The 21,720-nt window shown below is 42.3% G+C and carries 22 protein-coding genes and 3 pseudogenes; 23 read left to right on the forward strand and 2 right to left on the reverse strand.

Translation table 11 applies throughout. From position 1 onward, the window contains the following. The first annotated feature begins 11 nt into the window (after positions 1-11). The 5 genes from BN1067_RS13500 to BN1067_RS13520 all read left to right on the forward strand — a co-directional run bounded on the left by BN1067_RS13500 (position 12) and on the right by BN1067_RS13520 (position 5,182). Positions 12-788: a metallophosphoesterase gene (locus BN1067_RS13500; protein WP_053219370.1), complete on the forward strand. Its 777-nt coding sequence runs from the start codon at positions 12-14 to the stop codon at positions 786-788. Between the two features lie 103 nt (positions 789-891). After that, entirely contained in the window at positions 892-1,482 is a 591-nt protein-coding gene (locus BN1067_RS13505; protein WP_053219371.1) for a genetic competence negative regulator, read from the forward strand. A gap of 258 nt (positions 1,483-1,740) precedes the next feature. Then, positions 1,741-2,673, forward strand: coding sequence for a D-alanine--D-alanine ligase (locus BN1067_RS13510; RefSeq protein ID WP_053219372.1), 933 nt, complete (start codon positions 1,741-1,743; stop codon positions 2,671-2,673). A 124-nt stretch (positions 2,674-2,797) separates the two neighbouring features. Next, positions 2,798-4,081, forward strand: a complete 1,284-nt coding sequence (locus BN1067_RS13515) for a Glu/Leu/Phe/Val family dehydrogenase (RefSeq protein ID WP_053219373.1) — start codon at positions 2,798-2,800, stop codon at positions 4,079-4,081. A 120-nt stretch (positions 4,082-4,201) separates the two neighbouring features. Then, a complete protein-coding gene (locus BN1067_RS13520) occupies positions 4,202-5,182 on the forward strand; it encodes a YpdA family putative bacillithiol disulfide reductase (RefSeq protein WP_053219374.1) in 981 nt (326 codons plus the stop codon). Between the two features lie 141 nt (positions 5,183-5,323). On the opposite strand, the pseudogene BN1067_RS20245 reads toward BN1067_RS13520, so the two are convergent. Both BN1067_RS20245 and BN1067_RS13530 read right to left on the reverse strand, forming a co-directional pair. Beyond that, positions 5,324-5,620, reverse strand: a pseudogene (locus BN1067_RS20245) (IS5/IS1182 family transposase); the annotation flags it as partial. A 338-nt stretch (positions 5,621-5,958) separates the two neighbouring features. Then, positions 5,959-6,927, reverse strand: coding sequence for an asparaginase (locus BN1067_RS13530; RefSeq protein ID WP_053219375.1), 969 nt, complete (start codon positions 6,925-6,927; stop codon positions 5,959-5,961). 88 nt (positions 6,928-7,015) lie between these two features. Here BN1067_RS13530 and prsW point away from each other — a divergent pair, with 88 nt between their 5' ends. The 18 genes and pseudogenes from prsW to BN1067_RS13620 all read left to right on the forward strand — a co-directional run bounded on the left by prsW (position 7,016) and on the right by BN1067_RS13620 (position 21,650). Then, positions 7,016-7,702 carry a glutamic-type intramembrane protease PrsW gene (prsW, locus tag BN1067_RS13535; protein ID WP_053219376.1) on the forward strand — a complete coding sequence of 229 codons (687 nt, stop codon included), beginning with the start codon at positions 7,016-7,018 and terminating at the stop codon, positions 7,700-7,702. 202 nt (positions 7,703-7,904) lie between these two features. Beyond that, on the forward strand, positions 7,905-8,708 hold the full coding sequence (gene sleB / locus BN1067_RS13540; protein WP_234400742.1) for a spore cortex-lytic enzyme: 804 nt from the start codon (positions 7,905-7,907) through the stop codon (positions 8,706-8,708). A gap of 17 nt (positions 8,709-8,725) precedes the next feature. Next, positions 8,726-10,069 (forward strand): germination protein YpeB, encoded by a 1,344-nt coding sequence (gene ypeB / locus BN1067_RS13545; protein ID WP_053219378.1) that lies wholly within the window; start codon positions 8,726-8,728, stop codon positions 10,067-10,069. A gap of 82 nt (positions 10,070-10,151) precedes the next feature. Next, positions 10,152-10,832 (forward strand): flagellar brake protein, encoded by a 681-nt coding sequence (locus BN1067_RS13550; RefSeq protein ID WP_053219379.1) that lies wholly within the window; start codon positions 10,152-10,154, stop codon positions 10,830-10,832. Between the two features lie 90 nt (positions 10,833-10,922). After that, positions 10,923-11,603, forward strand: a complete 681-nt coding sequence (gene cmk / locus BN1067_RS13555; protein WP_053219380.1) for a (d)CMP kinase — start codon at positions 10,923-10,925, stop codon at positions 11,601-11,603. Positions 11,604-11,618: 15 nt separating this feature from the next. After that, a complete protein-coding gene (locus BN1067_RS13560; protein ID WP_053219381.1) occupies positions 11,619-12,200 on the forward strand; it encodes a lysophospholipid acyltransferase family protein in 582 nt (193 codons plus the stop codon). Positions 12,201-12,302: 102 nt separating this feature from the next. Continuing rightward, positions 12,303-13,076 (forward strand): annotated as a pseudogene (locus tag BN1067_RS13565) (S1 RNA-binding domain-containing protein); the annotation flags it as partial. 2 nt (positions 13,077-13,078) lie between these two features. Next, positions 13,079-13,477 (forward strand): annotated as a pseudogene (locus tag BN1067_RS13570) (lysophospholipid acyltransferase family protein); the annotation flags it as partial. A 102-nt stretch (positions 13,478-13,579) separates the two neighbouring features. Next, entirely contained in the window at positions 13,580-14,719 is a 1,140-nt protein-coding gene (gene rpsA / locus BN1067_RS13575; protein ID WP_053219383.1) for a 30S ribosomal protein S1, read from the forward strand. A gap of 12 nt (positions 14,720-14,731) precedes the next feature. Continuing rightward, positions 14,732-15,772: a type 2 isopentenyl-diphosphate Delta-isomerase gene (gene fni / locus BN1067_RS13580; RefSeq protein ID WP_053219384.1), complete on the forward strand. Its 1,041-nt coding sequence runs from the start codon at positions 14,732-14,734 to the stop codon at positions 15,770-15,772. Between the two features lie 87 nt (positions 15,773-15,859). Then, positions 15,860-16,468 (forward strand): YphA family membrane protein, encoded by a 609-nt coding sequence (locus BN1067_RS13585; RefSeq protein WP_053219385.1) that lies wholly within the window; start codon positions 15,860-15,862, stop codon positions 16,466-16,468. After that, positions 16,461-17,357 (forward strand): YIEGIA family protein, encoded by an 897-nt coding sequence (locus BN1067_RS13590; protein WP_053219386.1) that lies wholly within the window; start codon positions 16,461-16,463, stop codon positions 17,355-17,357. Before BN1067_RS13585 ends, BN1067_RS13590 begins: the two co-directional genes overlap by 8 nt. Beyond that, positions 17,354-17,539 carry a capping complex subunit for YIEGIA gene (locus BN1067_RS13595; protein WP_053219387.1) on the forward strand — a complete coding sequence of 62 codons (186 nt, stop codon included), beginning with the start codon at positions 17,354-17,356 and terminating at the stop codon, positions 17,537-17,539. Before BN1067_RS13590 ends, BN1067_RS13595 begins: the two co-directional genes overlap by 4 nt. 155 nt (positions 17,540-17,694) lie before the next feature. Continuing rightward, the gene (gene der, locus BN1067_RS13600; RefSeq protein WP_053219388.1) at positions 17,695-19,005 is read left to right on the forward strand and encodes a ribosome biogenesis GTPase Der; all 1,311 of its coding nucleotides are present in this window, start codon (positions 17,695-17,697) and stop codon (positions 19,003-19,005) included. Positions 19,006-19,018: 13 nt separating this feature from the next. Then, positions 19,019-20,059 (forward strand): NAD(P)H-dependent glycerol-3-phosphate dehydrogenase, encoded by a 1,041-nt coding sequence (locus tag BN1067_RS13605; protein WP_053219389.1) that lies wholly within the window; start codon positions 19,019-19,021, stop codon positions 20,057-20,059. Between the two features lie 58 nt (positions 20,060-20,117). Beyond that, a complete protein-coding gene (locus BN1067_RS13610) occupies positions 20,118-20,378 on the forward strand; it encodes a stage VI sporulation protein F (protein ID WP_053219390.1) in 261 nt (86 codons plus the stop codon). A gap of 272 nt (positions 20,379-20,650) precedes the next feature. After that, positions 20,651-20,848: a DUF2768 domain-containing protein gene (locus tag BN1067_RS13615; protein WP_053219391.1), complete on the forward strand. Its 198-nt coding sequence runs from the start codon at positions 20,651-20,653 to the stop codon at positions 20,846-20,848. 70 nt (positions 20,849-20,918) lie between these two features. After that, the gene (locus BN1067_RS13620) at positions 20,919-21,650 is read left to right on the forward strand and encodes a hypothetical protein (RefSeq protein WP_053219392.1); all 732 of its coding nucleotides are present in this window, start codon (positions 20,919-20,921) and stop codon (positions 21,648-21,650) included. Positions 21,651-21,720 lie beyond the last annotated feature (70 nt).

The following is a 21,720-nucleotide window of genomic DNA, read 5'->3' on the forward strand; positions in this document are numbered from 1 at the left end:
GGAGAAACAGATTGATTTTTATAATCTTTGCAATAATTTTTATAAGCGGGTTGATTTTATTAGGCAGGATGGTCTATCTGGCACATCATGATCACCTTCGCCATCATAAAATTCCAGTATCCTCTTCCAAGATGGTGAAGGAAGAGGTTCGGTTATTTTTTATATCCGATATACATCGGAGAACAATCCAGGAAGCAACTCTGTCGGCAGTCGATGAAAAGGTAGATCTGGTGCTTATTGGTGGAGACTTGGCAGAACGCAAGGTTTCTCTGAACAAAATCAAACAAAACCTTTTGCGGCTCCGCAAACTGCATGCACCCATTTATTTCGTATGGGGAAACAATGACTATGAATTAGATCGCCGCGAATTGGAAGCACTGCTGGAAACAGAAGGGGTAATCGGTTTGAAAAACGAGTCGAAAATGGTGACGTTTGCCGATCAACAGCGGCTCTGCCTTATTGGTTTCGATGACCCGGACAACAGTTCCCCTGTCATTGAATTGTTGGAAAAGCCTGAAGAAGAAATGCCGGTAATAGTCCTGAGCCATCGGCCAAGTGTATTCGAAGATATGGGCGAGAACCTTGCCCATGAAGTTGACTTTGTTTTAAGCGGACATACACATGGCGGTCAAATTCGTATTTTTGGGCTAGGTCCCTATACTCGCGGCGGAATGAAAACAATCCATGACACACCTGTCCTGGTCAGCGAGGGTTATGGGTACACTAGTTTGCCATTCAGGCTGGGGACGACGTCTGAATGTCATGTGGTTACTTTCATAGGAAGTTAAACAGTTTTCTGCAGGCATTATCTGTGTTACTGTCTAGGTACCATCAATCCGATTTCCTCATATAATATATAATTAGATGGGGCATTCAAGGGGGGATAAGTGAATGCGTTTAGAACGATTATCGACCAACCAATTTAAGATTTTTTTAACCTTCGATGACCTGATTGAGAGGGGTCTGACAAAGGAAGATTTATGGCATGATCTGCCGAGAGTACATCAACTGTTTCATGACATGATGTATGAAGCCAGTGATGAGCTGGGGATTGAGTTGGAAGGAATGCTGCTTGTCCAGGTTCATCTTATGCAAGCTCAAGGGATGCTGGTCATAGTGACTCAGAATAACCATTGGATGGATGATGAGGAAGACGATGATGAATATGTAGAAATGAAAGTAACCTTAGATGAAAGCAGGGAACTGATTTTTGCATTTACTGATTTTGAACATGTTATTCAAGTATGCTCTCATCTTGCGGACTTGGGTATAAATGGAGGAACGGTATACCATATGGATGGTTTTTATTATATGCAAGTTGCGGATGAAGAGATTGATGGACAAAACCGCGAGCATGTGATTGCCATCATGTCAGAATTTTCTTCTCCAAGTATCGTTACATCTCATAAGTTGAAAGAGTATGGCAAGCAGATTTTCTCCGGGAACGCTGCTGAACAAGTAAATAAGTTTTTTTCAAAATGATAAATCAGTGGAAAAGGAGTTGGGCAATCAGATACCAGCTCCTTTTCTTCAATGATGAAATGGATGGATGAATAAAATAAACTACAGCCGCAACTCTGTCTTTAAAGGCTCGCCCAACGGCGAGTTTTCCTTATGGTCTAATCCTTATTTGTTTTTGTAGATGAAGGAATGGGAACATGTTACTATAAGGTACGTAGTTATAAAAATAGCGTTATAAGAAAAAAACAACACGGAGCATCGGTTTAGGGAGTGAATGGATTGAAAATAGCAGTCCTTTATGGAGGAACATCAGGAGAGAGAGAAGTTTCCCTTTCAACAGGAAAGGGAATTATACAAGCGCTGAAAAAAAACGGCCATGAAGTTACAGGAATCGATTTCCATCCGGAACGGCTTGACGAGCTGATGAAGCTAGAAGCAGACCTTGTGTTTATAGGGCTTCATGGGAAATATGGCGAGGATGGAAGAATTCAAGGGTTACTGGATATACGGAATATCCCTTACGTAGGATCAGGAGTACTTGCTTCTGCGTTAGCAATGGATAAGGCAAAGGCAAAGCAGATTTTTGAAAAAAACCAATTGCCGGTCGCTAAAGGTATAGCCATTCCAACAAAGAGACATACTCACCAGGAAATCATGAATTTGATTCAGGAGCAATTCACACCGCCATACGTGGTAAAACCGAACCAGGAAGGTTCTACACTCGGGTTGACGATTGTCAAGAATGAAGAACAATTACCTGAAGCAGTAAAAAATGCTGTCCAGAGTGATGATACGCTGCTTGTGGAAGAGTTTGTTTCCGGACGTGAATTCACTGTAGCTGTTATCGGAGCGCAAGGTGAGGAAGAGGCACTGCCAGTTATCGAAATCATCCCAAAAAATGACTATTATGATTTCGATTCCAAATATAAACCTGGCGGCAGTGAACATATCGTACCCGCACATATTAGTGATTCATTAACAGAAGAAATGCAATCAATCGCTGTTCGTGCCCATCAATTGTTGGGCTGTGATGTGTATTCAAGGGTTGACTTTATTGTTACCGAAGCAAACAGGCCGGTTGTGTTAGAAGTGAATACATTACCCGGGATGACACCGACCAGCCTGTTTCCGGATGCGGCACGCGTAATAGGATTGTCCTATGAGCAAATGGTTGAACGTTTTGTAACGCTTTCACTGAAAAACAAGCAATAGAAATTATTTATTTATCAAATGATGATTACGTATTGCATATTGACACCTAGCGTGTATACTATTGTCTGAAAGAAATTGCGAAAACTCTAAAATGATGAACTGAATATGATTGGGAGGTAAGTTCATGGTAGCCGATAAAGCATCAGATTCTCCAAACGAACAAAATGAAGACAAACTGGACGTATTAAAATCAACCCAAACCGTGGTACAAACAGCACTCGATAAACTGGGCTATCCAGAAGAAGTCTTTGATTTACTAAAAGAACCGGTGAGGATGATGACTGTCCGGATACCTGTACGCATGGACGATGATTCCATTAAGATATTTACAGGATACCGAGCTCAGCACAATGATGCAGTAGGACCAACGAAAGGCGGGGTAAGGTTTCACCCCGATGTAACAGAAAAAGAAGTAAAAGCATTGTCGATATGGATGAGTTTGAAAGCTGGTATTGTCGATTTGCCTTATGGTGGAGGGAAAGGCGGTATTGTCTGTGATCCGCGTGAAATGTCCTTCAGAGAGTTGGAAGGTTTGAGCCGGGGATATGTACGGGCGATCAGTCAAATCGTCGGGCCGACGAAGGACATACCGGCGCCAGATGTATTCACTAATCCACAAATCATGGCTTGGATGATGGATGAATACAGCCGAATCGACGAATTCAATAATCCAGGATTTATTACGGGGAAACCGATTGTACTCGGCGGTTCGCACGGGCGTGAGTCCGCGACCGCAAAAGGTGTTACCATTTGTATTGATGAAGCAGTGAAGAAAAAAGGCATTTCGGTAAAGGGTTCAAGAGTGGTAATTCAGGGATTTGGCAATGCAGGGAGTTTCTTAGCGAAATTCTTAAACGATCAAGGAGCAAAAATTGTTGGAATATCTGATGCATATGGTGGTCTCCATGATCCGGATGGTCTGGATATCGATTATTTGTTGGATAGAAGAGACAGTTTTGGTACGGTGACCAAGCTGTTTGAAGACACGATTTCAAATGAAGAATTATTGGAATTGGATTGCGATATTTTAGTTCCCGCCGCTGTAGAAAACCAAATAACGGAAGAAAATGCCGATAAAATCAATGCTTCCATTATCGTAGAAGCAGCTAACGGGCCGACAACACTTGAAGCTACCCGGATTTTGTCAGAGCGTGGGATCTTACTAGTTCCGGATGTTTTAGCTTCTGCAGGAGGAGTCACGGTTTCTTACTTTGAATGGGTACAGAACAATCAGGGCTACTATTGGACGGAAGAAGAGATAGAAGAAAAGTTATATAAGGTCATGGTTAAAGGCTTTAACAATGTCTATAATACGGCAGAGACCAGGAAAATAGACATGCGCCTGGCCGCCTATATGGTCGGCGTCCGAAAAATGGCAGAGGCAGCAAGGTTTAGAGGCTGGATTTGATTGAAGGGCGGTACTTATCAGCACACTTGTGATAAGTGCCGTTTCTGTTTTCCTTTCTATAACGCTAACGCTGTTTGAGGGGGAAGACGGTTTTTTTGTATGGCAAAAGGAGTGTAAGAGATGCAAAAAGAAAATACGATTATAATCGGAGCAGGACCTTGTGGAATGTCTGCCGCATTGGAATTGAAAAAACGGGGGATAGATCCGTTGTTGATAGAAAAAGGAAACGTCGTAAATTCCATTTATCGTTATCCCACCCATCAAACGTTTTTCAGTTCCAGCGACCGGTTGGAAATTGGAGACATTCCCTTCATAACAGAAAAGAAAAAACCAGTGCGTAATCAAGCGCTTGCTTACTACCGGACAGTCGCTGAAAGAAGAAACCTCCGGATAAATCGTTTTGAAAGGGTAGTAAAAGTTATAAAAAAGAAGGATTTTTTCCAAATCCGAACGAAAACCGATAAGGGAAAAGAACAGGCTTATGAGGCGGAACACGTTATAGTAGCAACCGGTTATTATGACCAGCCGCGCTATATGGGGGTTCCGGGTGAAGAACTTCCGAAGGTGATGCATTATTTCAAGGAAGCCCATCCTTACTTTGGGCAGGATGTTGTCATCATCGGTGGGAAGAATTCAGCTGTGGATGCTGCCTTGGAACTACATAAAGCTGGAGCCAATATTACCGTCATTTATCGAGGCATGGAGTATTCTCCGAGTATTAAACCATGGATTTTGCCTGAGTTTGCCTCACTGGTTCGGAAAGAAATCGTCAAAATGGAATTTAATGCGGAGGTAGACCGTATCACCGAGGATGAGGTTCATTATCATGTAGAGGGCAAGAAAAAAATCATTAAAAACGATTATGTTTTTGCCATGACAGGCTATCAGCCAGACAATGAATTTCTTCGGGGAATGGGAATCGACATCAATCCGGAAACAGGTGAACCTGTTCATGATTCAGAAACGATGGAAACGAACGTTCCAAATATCTATATAGCCGGCGTCATTGCCGCAGGGTATAACAATAACAAAGTCTTTATAGAAAATGGAAGATTCCATGGCGGACTGATCGCCGCATCTATTATGGCGAAACATAAATAACCAAAAGAAAAGCTGCAGGTGTTACAGTGGCCACTGAAAAACTGAAGTTTTATGATAGGTAGAATTTAAAAAAAGCGGTCCGTGCGGAAATTAATTTCCACACGGACCGCTTTTCGTCTAATTTTTAGAGGTTTGTGCCCTCTATTCCTTCATTAGTTTAACGATTCGTTTTACGTTTGCCGTGAAAATCGTCATCGAACTTTGAATGCTCATGCCTTCGAGACCCTAAGGTGAGGCGACTTCATATCTGTGTCTATGCTTCAATTCGCTATTTTTAGCTTCAATCTTATATCGTTCCTTCTCTCTTTCTTTAAGGTATCACTGTTTTGAAAGGTGAGTTGATCGATATGTTCTTCGGAACGAATAACTCTTGGTTTTGGCACCAGGTTTATAACAGTACAAGAAAAAAGAGTTGGTTTTCTTTTTTAAATCAAAGAAAACCAACTCTTTTTAGATTGGCCCTTGGTAATTCCGCGATGAGCGAGCGGTGGTAACGCCTGCGGGAACAGCGCGAGCCGAAGATCCACTTGGTCAAGTGAATCTTCTTGACCAAGTTAGCTGAGGCCGTGCTCGCGGCAAGCATCCACCGACAAGCGATTCGCGGAATCAACAACGAGCGTTGACAGCCACTTTAGATTAAAAGGACTTTTTCAGTGGCCTCGGTGTTACCTGCAGCTTTTTTCATGAGCGGAAAGGAAATCTTTTATGAATTGAGGACATTCTAAAACTTCTTCGCTGACCCCAGTCCTGAAGTGTCGAGTTGGAAGTATATATGGTTACTCAAACATCGGAGCAAGCTCTGTCAAATTATTCGTCAATTCGAGTGCTACCATCAATTTGATTCGCGCTTTGGGCCCGGTAAGACCATTTGCGAAAATAATACCCATATCTCTTAATTGTCTTCCGCCTCCTTCATACACATAGGTAGCCTGGACAATTCCCTGGTAGCATCGGGATACAAGGATAATCGGAATGTCGTCATCCATAATTTCTTGAAGGGCTGGAATGATTCCGTTCGGAACATTTCCTTGTCCCAGTGCCTCAATAACCAGTCCGGAAATACCTGTGCTGTGGATTGCTCTGATAAGACTACCTTCCATCCCTGCATATACTTTAACTAACGCAACATTTTTGGTTAACTGCTGAATAGGATAGGATTCATAAGATATCAGCTTTTGGTGGAACAGAATTTCCTGTTTTGTAATAATTCCAATCGGTCCGTACTGAGGACTTTGAAAGGTTGCTATGTTGCTGGTCGATGTTTTGGTGACATTTTTAGCTGTGTGTATTTCATCATTCATTACAACGAGTACACCTTTATCCTGTGCTTCATCCGTATTGGCGACCCGTATCGAACTAATTAAATTGTATAAACCATCAGAGCCGATTTCGTTGCTGGAACGCATAGCTCCTGTGACAACGACTGGCTTTCTCGTTTGCAAAAATAAATCGAGAAAGTAAGCTGTTTCTTCCAAAGTGTCGGTTCCATGAGTCACGACAATCCCGTCAAATTTACCTGCAGCGAGCTTGTCATGAATGCGTCTTCCCAATTCAAGCATATGGGCAGGTGTAATATGAGGAGAAGGCAAGTTAAATAAAAAATCTTCTTCGATATGGGCATCATGATCAAACAAAGACACGGTGTTTGATAGTGGGTGTTCGTTGGAAGTAGTAACAGTGCCGCTATTTTTATCCTCTTTCATGGAGATGGTACCGCCCGTATGGATGATAAGAATTTTTTTCAAGTTTTTCCACCTACTTTTTTTATGACTATTTAATTTGCGCCAACTTCATGATACGATGAATCATATTAGATTGAAAGAGGGTGTCGATATGTTTGCTGTCCTATCTGCAGGGATTGCACCGACACTGGCGCTAATGTCCTTTTTTTATTTAAAAGACAGATTTTATTCTGAACCCTTGACTACCGTGTTCCGGACGTTTATGTACGGGGCTCTTTTAGTGTTTCCGTTAATGTTTATCCAGTATGCTTTTGCGGAGGAGGGGATCGGGCAGGCGCCGCTGATTCGATCTTTTTTATTGACCGGTTTAATGGAAGAATTTTTTAAATGGTTCATTTTCCTTTATACAGTTTATAAATATACAGATTTTGACTCTCTTTATGATGGAATTATTTATGGTGTTGCCATCAGCCTGGGCTTTGCCACAGTCGAAAACTTACTTTACTTGCTTGCCCATGGCGTTGAATATGCTTTCGGCAGAGCGTTATTTCCTGTGTCTTCCCACGCTTTGTTCGGCGTTATAATGGGCTATTATCTCGGGAGAGCCAAATGTTTGACGAAAAAGATTAAAAGCGCTCATTTGTCTGCTTTGTTGATTCCTGTATCTCTGCATGGCTTGTATGATTTCATTTTAGAAACGGTACCTTCCTGGATCTATGTCTTGACTCCTTTTATGATTCTTCTATGGGCGTTTGCTTTACGGAAAGTGAAGCTGGCCAACCAACATGCATTAAAAAACGTGATAGTCCTCCCAGAGAAAAAGTCACAAATACAATAAGCTATGAATTTAAGCTATCCTTGTCCAATACATGGGTAGCTTTTTTGTTGGAATAGTAAGCTGTCTATTTCTGTAGCTTGCTATGTATAAAAATAGCATGCTTTCAAAAAATAAGGCAACAACGAAGACTTTGATACGCTTAGGAGGAAATGGTATGCGGTTCAAAAGAACAGTTATTCTCTTGTTTTTTGTGTTTGCTTTGATGGCTGGAATACCGGCAGCTGACGGAATACGTTCTGTCCAGGCGTTCAGCCCTCAAGTGATCCAACATGGAGCATCCGGAGAAGATGTAATTGAATTACAGGCGAGACTGCAATATCTAGGTTTTTATAACGGAAAAATAGATGGTGTATTCGGATGGGGCACTTATTGGGCGCTCCGAAACTTCCAGTATGAATTTGGTCTGGAAATTGACGGTTTGGCCGGTTCGAAGACAAAGCAAAAGCTTGAGAAAGCAAGTGAATATGATAAAGGATATGTTCAAGAACAAATCAGAAAAGGAAAAAAATTCACCCACTATGGGGGAACTCCGAAAGAGCAACAAGTCAAACAAGATGGCAACCAACAGGCACGGAATAAAGGAAACCAAGGCGGTAACAACCAACAGGGTACAACCGCTGAGCCGACAGCCGTCAATGTACCCGGAGGATTTTCCCAAAACGACATCCGTTTGATGGCGAATGCTGTTCATGGGGAAGCACGCGGGGAACCATATGAAGGAAAGGTTGCAGTAGCGGCAGTTATTCTCAATCGAGTCGAGAGCCCGACCTTCCCCAATACGGTGTCCGGGGTGATTTTCGAGCCGCGTGCCTTTACAGCTGTGGCAGATGGACAAATTTGGCTGACGCCGAATGAATCTGCTGAAAAAGCTGTGCTTGATGCTATCAACGGCTGGGATCCTACTGGCGAGGCAACTTATTACTTTAATCCGAATACAGCTACATCCGGCTGGATTTGGTCAAGACCGCAAATCAAACAAATCGGCAAGCATATATTTTGTTTGTAAGAAAGGTGGCGCACAAAATGATTAGATGGATTTTAGTTGCAGTTTTGGCTTTGGCTGTAGGAGCTACAGGGATTTGGGGGTATCAGGAACACCAGGAGAAAAATGCTATTCTCGTTCAGGCTGAAAACACTTACCAACGGTCATTCCATGATTTGTCCTACCACATGGACTTGCTGCATGACCAAATTGGTACTACCCTGGCAATGAATACGAGGGAACGTTTATCACCGCAGTTGGCAGACATATGGAGGCTTACATCGGAGGCGCATAATGACGTTGGTCAGCTTCCGTTGGCTTTGCTCCCATTCAATAAAACGGAAGAGTTTTTGTCCGATATCGGCGATTTTAGTTATAATACAGCAATCAGGGACTTGGAAAAGGATCCGCTGTCTGATGAAGAAACAAAAAACCTTGAATCACTTTATGAAACATCCGGAGAAATACGTGATGAACTGCGTAATGTTCAGCACCTGGTGTTGGAAAACAATCTGCGTTGGATGGATGTACAGCTAGCATTGGCTACAAATGATCAACAGGCGGACAATACGATAATAGACGGATTTGAAACAGTGGAAAAGACAGTAGAAGGCTATTCGGAAGGGAACATGGGTGTCAGCATGACCGGAACTTCAAAAAAGAAACATGAATATCAGTCCCTGAATGGCCAAAATATTAATGAACAACAGGCTACGGAAAGAGCGCAGCGAATGTTCGAAGTCGAAGATCCAGGGGATATCAGAATAACGAAATCAGGAGACGGAGCGGAAATAGCTACTTACAGTGCTTCTTTTCATAAAGACGGAAGAGATGGGTATATGGATATGTCCATAAAAGGTGGTCATCCGTTGTCCTTGATTATCAACCGAGAAGTTAAAGAGCCTGGAATCAGTCTCAATGAAGGAATGAACAAAGCTGAAAAATATCTAAAAAATATGGGATTGGACAATATGGAGCTTTTCCAAAGCAGCCAATATGACAGTGTTGGAGTGTACAATTTCTTGTATTCTCAAGATGATATTCGAATGTATCCTGATTCTGTTCAAGTGAAGGTGGCGCTCGATAACGGAGATTTACTTGGATTCACCTCCCGCGATTATTTCATGAATCACCAGGAGCGGGATTTACCGAAGCCTGAACTTTCAGAAGAAGAAGCGAAAGAAAAAGTAAACCAAAATGTCGATATTCAAGAACATAGACTTGCGGTTATCGAAAATGATTCTGGCGAAGAAGTGCTCACCCATGAGTTTTTAGGCGTTTTAGGAAATGATACGTACCGGATTTTCATTAACGCCGAAAATGGAGCAGAAGAAAAAGTGGAAAAATTAAAAGGTGCAGAAGAAAAATTTGAAGATGCGGTTTAGGGAAGGGATTTTACGCCTTTCCCTTTTCCTTGTTTTTTGAGATAATAAAAATGCTAAAAAAAGATAGAGAGAGGCGGAACCTTTGATAAAAATCGGCACACCGCTCACCTTGGAAATAGAAAACAATGAGGGAATAGAGCGCTATCGTTGTAAAGTAGTAGAGCAACAAGGGAGTTTTTTATTCGTGGATTATCCGGTTCATCAGATAACGGGAAGAACGAGCCTGTTCGAAAGAGGAACTATTTTCACTACCAGTTTTGTCGGAGAAGATGATGCAGTGTACAGCTTTGAAACAGAGTTAAAGGACAAGAAAACGTTAAAAATTCCTACGCTTGTGTTAAACTATCCAGGAGAAGGTCAGCTGGCCAAAGTTCAGCGAAGGGAATATGTACGCATAGAGACCGCGGTTGATATATCAGTACACGACGCCGAAAAGGAATTGCTTCCCTTTACCACCATCACACAGAATATAAGTGGCGGAGGATTGTCGCTTGTACTGCCTCCAGGACGGGAGATACTTCCCGGTAAACAATTGGAATTGATAATGGTTTTACCTTTGGAAGCTGCCGGGACCACTTACGTAAAAACCGTAGCGCAAGTAATCCGTACGCATGATCGGCCGGAAGGGCAGCGACCGCTTTTATCGGTCAAATTTGATGAAATCGATGAACAAAGTCGTCAGTCAATCATTCGGTTTTGCTTTGAAAAGCAACTCGAGGCGAGAAGACGTGGGATCGAAACCAGAAAAGGAATGCGAAATTAGATGGTTGGCTTTATGAATGGGGAAAGCGCTAAATGCAGTACATACCGATGAATAGTTTATATTTTTAGCAAGAGAGGAATGTAGAACCAAATGGAACAAAAACAACTAGCAATAGCAATTGACGGCCCCGCAGCAGCCGGGAAGAGTACAGTCGCTAAATTGATCGCTGAAGAATTATCTTATATTTATATTGATACAGGTGCGATGTACCGCGCCATTACTTATAAGGCAATTCAGAAAGAGATTGATTTGGAAGATGAACAAGCCCTGTTGGAACTGCTCAAGCAAACAACAATCGATTTAAAACAAACGAACAACGGTCAAAGCGTGCTTTTAGACGATACAGATGTTTCCCATGAGATAAGGGGGCAACAAGTCACCAGTAAGGTTTCGATTGTAGCCAAGCATCCGGAAGTGCGCAAGGAAATGGTTTCGAGACAGCAAGCACTTGCGGAAAAGCGCGGTGTCGTTATGGATGGCAGAGACATAGGCACCCATGTACTTCCGGATGCAGAAGTGAAAATATTTTTGGTGGCATCTGTAGAAGAGAGAGCCGAACGTAGACACAAAGAAAACCAGGAAAAAGGATTCCCTTCCAATTTAGACGAATTAAAGAAAGAGATTGAAAAACGAGATCAGCTCGATTCTGAACGTGAAGCATCGCCATTGATTAAAGCAGTGGATGCAGTGGAAATCGATACTACTTCCCTTTCCATCGAGGGTGTTGCGAATCGCATTTTGGATGTTGTGGAAAAAGTGAGAAAAAGCTAGAGGGGATTTGGGAATATGAGCTTATATACATTTGCTAAGAACGTCGTTGCCGCTTTACTTTACCCTGTATTCAGGATTAAAGTAGTCGGTGCTGAGAATGTCCCGGAAAAAGGACCGGTCATCATCTGTTCCAATCATATTTCTAATTTTGACCCGCCGGTGGTCGGTATTACTTCTCCGCGTAATATTTATTTTATGGCGAAAGAGGAATTATTTAATAATACGTTTTTAAACGGGTTGTTGACGAGGCTTCATGCTTTTCCGATCAAACGCGGAATGAAGGACCGGAACGCGTTGCGCCAGGCTTTGAAAATACTGGAGGAAGGCAATACCCTTGGTCTTTTTCCGGAAGGGACTAGAAATAAGACCGGTGAAGTCGGAGAGGGATTGGCCGGAGCGGGTTTTTTTGCCCTCCGTTCCCAGGCATATATCGTCCCGTGTGCGATTATCGGACCTTATAAGCCGTTTAAACAATTAAAAGTTGTTTACGGAAAGCCGATTGAAATGGAACAATATCGGGAAAACAAGATATCAGCAAAGGATGTTACCCAAGTGATCATGCAGGAGATCCAAAAACTGATTGATGAAAATCGGTAAGTGCTCACTGCCTATCGCTTGACAAAAATGGGTAAATATTAGAAGTTAGAAAAAAGGCATTTCATAAGATTGGTTGTGTCGGAAATTGAAGGAGGTCTCTTTATGGATGAAATGAACAATGAATTTTCAGATTTACAACAGCTATCTACCGGTGATCAGGTGACAGGAAAGGTAGTTAAAGTAGAAGAAAAACAAGTGCTCGTTGACATCGGTTATAAAGTGGAAGGGATTGTACCTATCAGTGAGCTTTCCAGCCTGCACGTAGAAAAAGCTTCCGATGTAGTAAAGGAAGGCGAAGAACTGACACTTCAAGTGAAAAAAGTGGAAGACGATGAAGTCGTTCTTTCCAAACGTGCTGTCGATGCAGATAAAGCTTGGGAAGATTTAGAAGAAAAATTTAATAGTGGTGAAATCTTCGAGGCAGAAGTAAAAGATGTCGTAAAGGGTGGCTTAGTGGTCGATGTCGGACTGCGTGGCTTTATCCCGGCTTCTCTTGTAGAAACCTATTATGTTGAAGATTTTGCAGATTACAAAAATAAAACATTAAGCTTAAAAGTGGTAGAGCTGGACCGTGAACAAAACAGGGTCATTCTTTCTCATCGTGCTGTCTCTGAAGCGGAACAGGCCAGCCGTAAGCAGGAAGTACTCCAATCACTTGAAGAAGGACAGGTGTTGGAAGGTACTGTTCAAAGGCTTACCGATTTCGGGGTTTTTGTAGATATTGGCGGCATAGACGGTTTGGTACACATCTCCCAATTATCCTACCAGCATGTAGAGAAAGCATCTGACGTAGTAGAAGAAGGACAAAAAATCAACGTTAAAGTACTTTCGGTGGATAGAGACAATGAACGCATTTCTTTATCCTTAAAAGAAACATNGCGAAAGAGGAATTATTTAATAATACGTTTTTAAACGGGTTGTTGACGAGGCTTCATGCTTTTCCGATCAAACGCGGAATGAAGGACCGGAACGCGTTGCGCCAGGCTTTGAAAATACTGGAGGAAGGCAATACCCTTGGTCTTTTTCCGGAAGGGACTAGAAATAAGACCGGTGAAGTCGGAGAGGGATTGGCCGGAGCGGGTTTTTTTGCCCTCCGTTCCCAGGCATATATCGTCCCGTGTGCGATTATCGGACCTTATAAGCCGTTTAAACAATTAAAAGTTGTTTACGGAAAGCCGATTGAAATGGAACAATATCGGGAAAACAAGATATCAGCAAAGGATGTTACCCAAGTGATCATGCAGGAGATCCAAAAACTGATTGATGAAAATCGGTAAGTGCTCACTGCCTATCGCTTGACAAAAATGGGTAAATATTAGAAGTTAGAAAAAAGGCATTTCATAAGATTGGTTGTGTCGGAAATTGAAGGAGGTCTCTTTATGGATGAAATGAACAATGAATTTTCAGATTTACAACAGCTATCTACCGGTGATCAGGTGACAGGAAAGGTAGTTAAAGTAGAAGAAAAACAAGTGCTCGTTGACATCGGTTATAAAGTGGAAGGGATTGTACCTATCAGTGAGCTTTCCAGCCTGCACGTAGAAAAAGCTTCCGATGTAGTAAAGGAAGGCGAAGAACTGACACTTCAAGTGAAAAAAGTGGAAGACGATGAAGTCGTTCTTTCCAAACGTGCTGTCGATGCAGATAAAGCTTGGGAAGATTTAGAAGAAAAATTTAATAGTGGTGAAATCTTCGAGGCAGAAGTAAAAGATGTCGTAAAGGGTGGCTTAGTGGTCGATGTCGGACTGCGTGGCTTTATCCCGGCTTCTCTTGTAGAAACCTATTATGTTGAAGATTTTGCAGATTACAAAAATAAAACATTAAGCTTAAAAGTGGTAGAGCTGGACCGTGAACAAAACAGGGTCATTCTTTCTCATCGTGCTGTCTCTGAAGCGGAACAGGCCAGCCGTAAGCAGGAAGTACTCCAATCACTTGAAGAAGGACAGGTGTTGGAAGGTACTGTTCAAAGGCTTACCGATTTCGGGGTTTTTGTAGATATTGGCGGCATAGACGGTTTGGTACACATCTCCCAATTATCCTACCAGCATGTAGAGAAAGCATCTGACGTAGTAGAAGAAGGACAAAAAATCAACGTTAAAGTACTTTCGGTGGATAGAGACAATGAACGCATTTCTTTATCCTTAAAAGAAACATTGCCAGGGCCTTGGGATGGTGTTGAAGAGAAAGTACAGCCTGGTTCTGTTGTGGAAGGTACGGTTAAACGTCTGGTGAACTTCGGTGCGTTTGTCGAAGTTTTCCCAGGAGTTGAAGGACTTGTTCATATTTCCCAAATTTCCAACCAGCATATCGGTACTCCACAGGAAGTGTTGGATGTTGGGCAAGAAGTACAAGTGAAAGTGTTGGATGTGAATGAACAAGATCAGCGCATGTCCTTAAGTATTAAAGAACTGGAGCGCGATCAAGATCAGGCTGAACTCAAACAGTATGAAAAAGAAGAAGATCATTCCGGTTTTCAGTTAGGTGATATGATCGGGGATAAGCTCGATAAGTATAAGTGATGGTGAAAACGGATGAACAGAAAACAAAGAAAATTAGAGCATATCAAATATGCCATTGAATCCAATCGCGAGGGCTGGAGTCCTTTTGATGATATGGAAATAGTCCATCAAAGTGTCACTTCTCTCCATTGGGAAGATATCGATCTTCATACTAATGTGGGCGGACTTGCTTTAAGTTCGCCCCTTTTTGTTAATGCCATGACTGGTGGAGGTGGCAGCAAAACGGAAAAAATCAACGCCCAGTTAGCTGCAGCTGCAGCTGAATCGGGTATTGGCATGTCAGTCGGTTCCCAAATGTCGGCCTTGAAAGATGCGGAAGAAGAACCTTCCTATCGAATTGTCCGAAAAGAAAATCCTAATGGTATTGTTTTCGCTAATATAGGAAGCGAGGCGACATTAAAGCAAGCTCAACGTGCGGTGGATATGCTGGAAGCAGATGCACTGCAAATCCATTTAAATGTATTGCAGGAGCTAATCATGCCCGAAGGCGACAGAGATTTCCGACAAATGGAAAAACGTGTCGAAGCAATCGTACAAAACATTCCGGTTCCAGTAGTTGTTAAGGAAGTAGGACACGGTTTATCGAAAGAGACAGCAATCCGGTTACATGAGCTAGGGGTTACATACTTAGATGCAGCGGGAATGGGGGGGACCAATTTCTCCAAGGTTGAAAACCGCAGAAGGAAGGACCCCTTATCCGTTTTTGATAATTGGGGAATTCCGACGCCTGCATCCGTTAAAGAAATAAAGGCAGCTTTGCCGGAAGCTCATGTACTTGCTTCCGGTGGTATTAGAAATGGGATGGATGGTGCTAAATCTTTGATCTTGGGTGCTGAAGCATTTGGAATGGCTGGAAGTTTGCTTAAGATACTTCTTGAAGATGGGGTGGATTCCCTGGTGGGACGAATTGCTTCCATCCATCATGAATTAAAGATCGTCATGCTCTTGCTTGAATGTAGACAACCTGCACAATTGGCGGGTAAACCGTATGTGGTCTCTGGACATTTAAAAGATTGGTTTGAACAAAGAGTGGATCAAAACCGGAATTCATAAAGAATTCCGGTTTTTTATGGTTCGGAGTAATTTATCGGGTTTAGAACCGCTATTGGAAAGCTATAATGCTAATGGAAGGTGAAGCCCGTGGATGGTTTGTTGTTTTATTGGATTTGCTGGTTGTTATGGACAGCAGCTACTTTCTTATTTAAAAAGAATAAAACTAGATTTTATCTTTCTTTTGTCATTCTTTTGCTATTAAGTTGTTCGAATACTGAGGTATTGGTTTGCAATCTTCAGGTGAATCTGGCAGTCATTGTTTCCTTTTTGTCCGGAATTATTTATTTGGCAAAGAAAAAAGAATGGATTCTGTTATTGTTTGGCAGCTTGTGTATGACCTTTTGTTACGTCGGAATTCTGCTTTGGGAGTTGATCAGCCCGATTTGGCTCTTTGTTCCCCGTCTGTTAATGATTCCCCTTATAGCGGTTATCCTGCTTTTGTTTCTCGCTGACAACTTGATCGATAAGTGTTTGGTTTGGAGCCTTGGTATCACAAGCGGCGAAATCCTTCATGGATTTATCATGAACAGCTATGGGTTCCATACTTCGATTGGGGAGCTTGCATTTTTTGATTTGTTGTTCGGAGGTATAGCTTTGCAAATTCTACTCAAACTAGTTCTAGTGACAAAATATAAATTGGATACTCTAGCCCAAACCATTGAAAGAAAGCTAAAGATGAGGTGGAACCATGAATGAGTACACTTACCCAATTTTATTTGGCGTAGTGGTCGGGACCATTGCCAGACTAGTTATGCTCCGTACAGATTACAGACAATACCCGACTTATTTGCACGGCAAGGTCATCCACATTTCCTTAGGATTTATCGCTGCTTCACTTGGTACTGTGGCCGTTCCTGCCATTATGGAGAAGGAATTCACTGCAGTCACTTTCCTCACGATTGCTGCTTCCCAATTCCGTGAAGTGCGGAACATGGAACGAAATACATTGACAGAATTGGACGCTTACGAACTGGTCCCCCGGGGAAATACATATATAGAAGGAATAGCAGTTGCGTTTGAAGGAAGAAATTATTTAGTGATTTTCACGGCATTTATCGCTACACTTTCTTATTTAGTATGGAATGTCTGGATTGCCATTGTCATTTCGCTAATTTGTTATTTAATGATAAGAAAGTTCATGAGCGGGGCTACGCTGAAGGAATTGGTTAACATAGACCATCATGAAATCCATTTCGAAGGTGCCGGGCTGTATGTCGATAACATTTATATTATGAACATTGGCCTTCCAAAGCGGCAGGAAGAAATATTAAAATATGGAATGGGGTTCATTCTGACTCCAAAGAATTTTAATGTCCGCTCGACTATAGCAAATTTGGGACAACGTCAGGCCATCCTTCACGATGTCTCGGTTTCTTTAGGCGTGTTTCGGGATTCCGGTACACCAGCGCTTGTACCATTGATTAAGCGGGATTTGGATGATGGCCGTATAGGCGTTTTTCTATTGCCGCAGGATAAGGATGTTGACAAGGCCAAAAGGATAATTGGTGCTGTTCCGGTTCTGGAAAACGCCATTCGAATGCCCTCTGAATCAAAAGCGAATAAAAAAGGGGGAGACAACGGATGAAAATGGAAAAAGCAATTTTAGCCGTTATCACGATGAACAAACAAAAAATCGACGGTGGTGCTCCTATCTTTCTATGCGATACACAGGAAGAAATGGAAAAAGTAGCAGCCAATCTAGAAGCTATACTCGATGGAATAAGCCATGCGCTCAGTGATCAGTTGTATATCATTGTCAAACATTGATATGCAACTTTTTTGCATGACGGGAACGCGTGAAGGCTTATAGTGTTCTAAAAAGCGTTGTTTAAAAATTCCTCTTTTGCTAAAATAGAAAAGTTAGAGCCTTCGGTTTTAAACAAATGATAGAAGTTAAAGTAGAAAGAAAGGATGAACCTTTCATGAGGAAATCAATTGTAGCAATAGTCGGCCGTCCGAATGTCGGAAAATCAACCATTTTCAACAGGTTGGTCGGAGAAAGAATATCCATAGTCGAAGATATTCCCGGTGTAACCAGAGACCGCATCTATTCACAGGCGGAATGGCTGACGACGACATTTAATGTGATCGATACCGGAGGAATCGAGGTCGGTGATGAGCCACTCCTCGTTCAAATGCGCGAGCAGGCCGAAGTGGCCATCAATGAAGCGGACGTCATCATTTTTATGGTGAACGGCCGGGAAGGGATTACAGCAGCTGACGAGGAAGTGGCCAAGCTGTTGTTCAAGTCAAATAAACCTGTCGTCCTGGCAGTTAATAAGGTAGATAATCCGGAAATGCGCGATCAAATTTATGAATTTTACTCGCTTGGGTTCGGGGAACCGTTTCCGATTTCCGGAACGCACGGACTAGGTCTGGGTGATATGTTGGATGAAGTGGTGAAACACTTCCCTGAACTTGAACAGACGGAGGATGACGATCTAACCATTCATTTCAGTCTGATCGGACGTCCGAATGTGGGCAAGTCCTCCTTGGTGAATGCCTTGCTAAACCAAGAACGGGTTATTGTAAGTGACATTGCCGGAACTACCCGGGATGCCGTCGATACACCATTTACAAAGGATGGAAGAGATTATGTGATCATCGATACTGCTGGTATGCGAAAACGCGGTAAAATTTATGAAACGACTGAAAAGTACAGCATTCTACGTGCATTGAAAGCAATAGAACGTTCCGATGTAGTATTGACCTTGATCGATGCGGAAACGGGTATCATTGAACAGGATAAAAAAATTGCCGGTTATGCCCATGAAGCCGGGAAAGCTGTCGTCATTGTCGTCAATAAGTGGGATACAGTTGAGAAGAGCGAGAAGGCAATGAAGGAATTTGAAGATCAAATCAGGGCCCACTTCCAATTTCTTGACTATGCACCGATCGTGTTCTTATCGGCAAAAACGAAAAAACGGATTCATACTTTGCTGCCACAAGTATTGGAAGCTAGCGAAAACCATGCCAAGCGCGTGGAAACAAACGTATTGAATGATGTCATCATGGATGCGCTGGCAATGAATCCAACACCGACTGTTAAAGGACAACGGTTGAAAATATTGTATGCGACCCAAGTCTCTGTGAAACCGCCGAGTTTCGTAGTGTTTGTAAACGATCCGGAATTAATGCATTTCTCTTATGAGCGTTTTTTGGAAAATAGAATAAGGGAGGCCTTTGGTTTTGAAGGCACCCCAATCAAGATTTTTGCAAGACGCAGAAAATAAAGGAGGAGATTCCGTGGAAAAAATTGCAGTATTAGGTGCGGGTAGCTGGGGGACAGCTCTAGCGATGGTGCTGGCCGATAATGATCATGATGTACGCTTGTGGTCTCATAAAAAAAGCCATGCAGCTGCTATCAATGAAACTCGTCAAAATGAACGTTATTTGCCGGGGGTCCATTTGCCGAATGGCATTACTGCATTCCATGACTTAGCTGAGGCAGTAAGTGGTGTCTCGACTGTTTTATTGGTAGTCCCCACCAAAGCTATAAGAGAAGTTTGCAGAGAACTGAATAACGTACTGGAACAACAGGTTACCCTGGTGCATGGAACGAAAGGGATTGAACCGGGCAGTTTTAAACGGGTTTCAGAGATGATCGATGAGGAATTGTCTCCTCAGTTATACGATAAAGTCGTCGTTTTGTCCGGACCAAGCCACGCAGAAGAAGTAAGTCAAAGACAACCGACGACATTGACAGCATCTTCTGAAAACCTTGAAGAAGCAAAAAAGATTCAAGATTTGTTTATAAATGGTAATTTGAGGGTTTATACGAGCCCTGATATGATCGGTGTGGAACTGGGGGGAGCTTTGAAAAACATTATCGCTCTCGGTGCCGGCATTTCGGATGGCCTAGGTTATGGTGACAATGCAAAAGCGGCTTTGATCACACGGGGGCTTGCCGAAATTGCAAGACTCGGTACATCTATGGGAGCCAATCCCCTTACTTTTCTCGGCTTGACTGGTGTAGGAGATTTAATCGTCACTTGTACAAGTGTACACAGCAGAAACTGGAAAGCAGGAAACTTGTTAGGAAAGGGAAAAAAGCTGGATGATGTACTGGAGCATATGGGAATGGTAGTCGAGGGAGTACGGACAACTCAGGCCGCGCATCAGCTTGCCCATACTCAACAAATCGATATGCCAATTACGGATGGACTTTTCCGTATTCTATTTGAAGATGCTTTTCCAAAAGATGTGGTGGATCAATTAATGAAGCGGAACAGGCGTCAAGAGATGGATGATCTGTCGGTAATTCTGAATAATCGTTTTACTGGTTAACACGCCGCTCCACCCCTTGCATATAATGTTGGGAAGACCATGGCAAGGAGGAATGGACGTGAGCGACTTTCAGAAAAATATGTTTGACCAGATTCAAAAAAACTCGAATATTAAGCCTGACCAAATTTTCAAAGTAGCTGAATCCGTTAAAAATGCTGACTTCTCTGATGAGAAAACGGTGCGCAGGCTGGTTAAACAGTTAGCCAAGATGGCAGATAAGCCGATTTCGAAAGAAAAAGAAGATAAAATCGTTGAGTCGATTACAGGCAATAAGATGCCAGCAGACATGAACTCGCTGGGCAAGCTGTTTAAAAAATAGCAGATACTTGGGCAAAGTGATGATACAAAGTGGATAAGGCTCGCATAATATAAATCGCACAAGCATTCATTTTAGAGCCGCAATGGGTATTATTTAGTCGTACCGAGGTAGATTTTGCCCCTTCTACCTCGGGTTTTTTTGTTTTCATTCAGGCGAGCGTGCATGGTTCCTGACGAAAATTTGTTGTTTTACATAACTGTTGAAAATGGATTATGTTATAATATCTAATGCAATTAAGAGCTTGTCCGATTGAACCCAAAGGAGTGAAAAAAATGTCAGAATCCATGTTGAATATGTATATTTCCTTCGGTGGAATTATCTTTTTATTTTTGGCAATTGGATTAATTTTATTTAGCAGATACAAATTAAGCGGTTTTTTAGCTGGCATTGTGGCATGTTTCGCTTACATATTTTTAGTTGTCGGCGGATTAATCATTTTTTATATCGTCTTCAGCGGGCCGACGGGCTAATGGGAATATTTCGCAAAGAGAACGCAGGGATGCTGAAGGCTAGCGTTTTGCTTTTTAGGAGGATTTATCAATGAAATGGCTCACGTCTGTAGGATTTATGTTGATGGCGGTTTTGTTAAGCGGCTGCTTGTATCCGAATGATCAATTATCTAAAAATCAGGTACCGAATGAAGTGCAACTTCAAACAATTCAGCAGGCAGTCACCCAATATAGAGAAGATAACCAAGGTCTCGTCCCGATAAAGACGAAACCGAATGATACCCCGGTATTTCAAAAATATTTGCTTGATTTTACAACACTGAAACAAGGCGGTTACATTTCAAGTATTCCGGGGACCGCTTTTGAAAACGGAGGCATTTACCAATATGTTTTGGTTGACCCAGAGGAAAATCCTCAGGTCAAATTGATCGATTTGCGGATTGCCCAAGAAATACGGACGGTGATGCGTGCAATCGATTTATACCGTGATGAACATCTTTATCCACCCTTTGGTGAACAGATAGCTGACGGAGTATATAAGATTAATTATGATAAAATTGGATTCGATGAAAAGCCGCAAATTCAGAGCCCCTATTCTCAGAAAAACCTTTCACTGGTAATGGATGTCCAGGGTCAAGCCTATGTCGATTACCGCCCGGACTTGTACGAAGCGATTCAGTCGTATGATCACAGCTTTAAAACCGGGGATGATATCCGGTTTATTCTGTCAGAAAATACTCCGTTTGCACCGGCTTACTCGCTGCCTTACACGATTGAAGGGGAAGAGCCGGTGTTTGCAAAGGAATTAAGAAATGAGGAGTAAAATACTTCTGAATACTTTATCCCTTGCCGCATATAATGTGACAAGGGATTTTGTATGTTACATAAAGGCT

It is taken from the genome of Virgibacillus senegalensis (assembly GCF_000821245.2).
In the GTDB taxonomy this organism is placed as follows: domain Bacteria; phylum Bacillota; class Bacilli; order Bacillales; family Amphibacillaceae; genus Sediminibacillus; species Sediminibacillus senegalensis.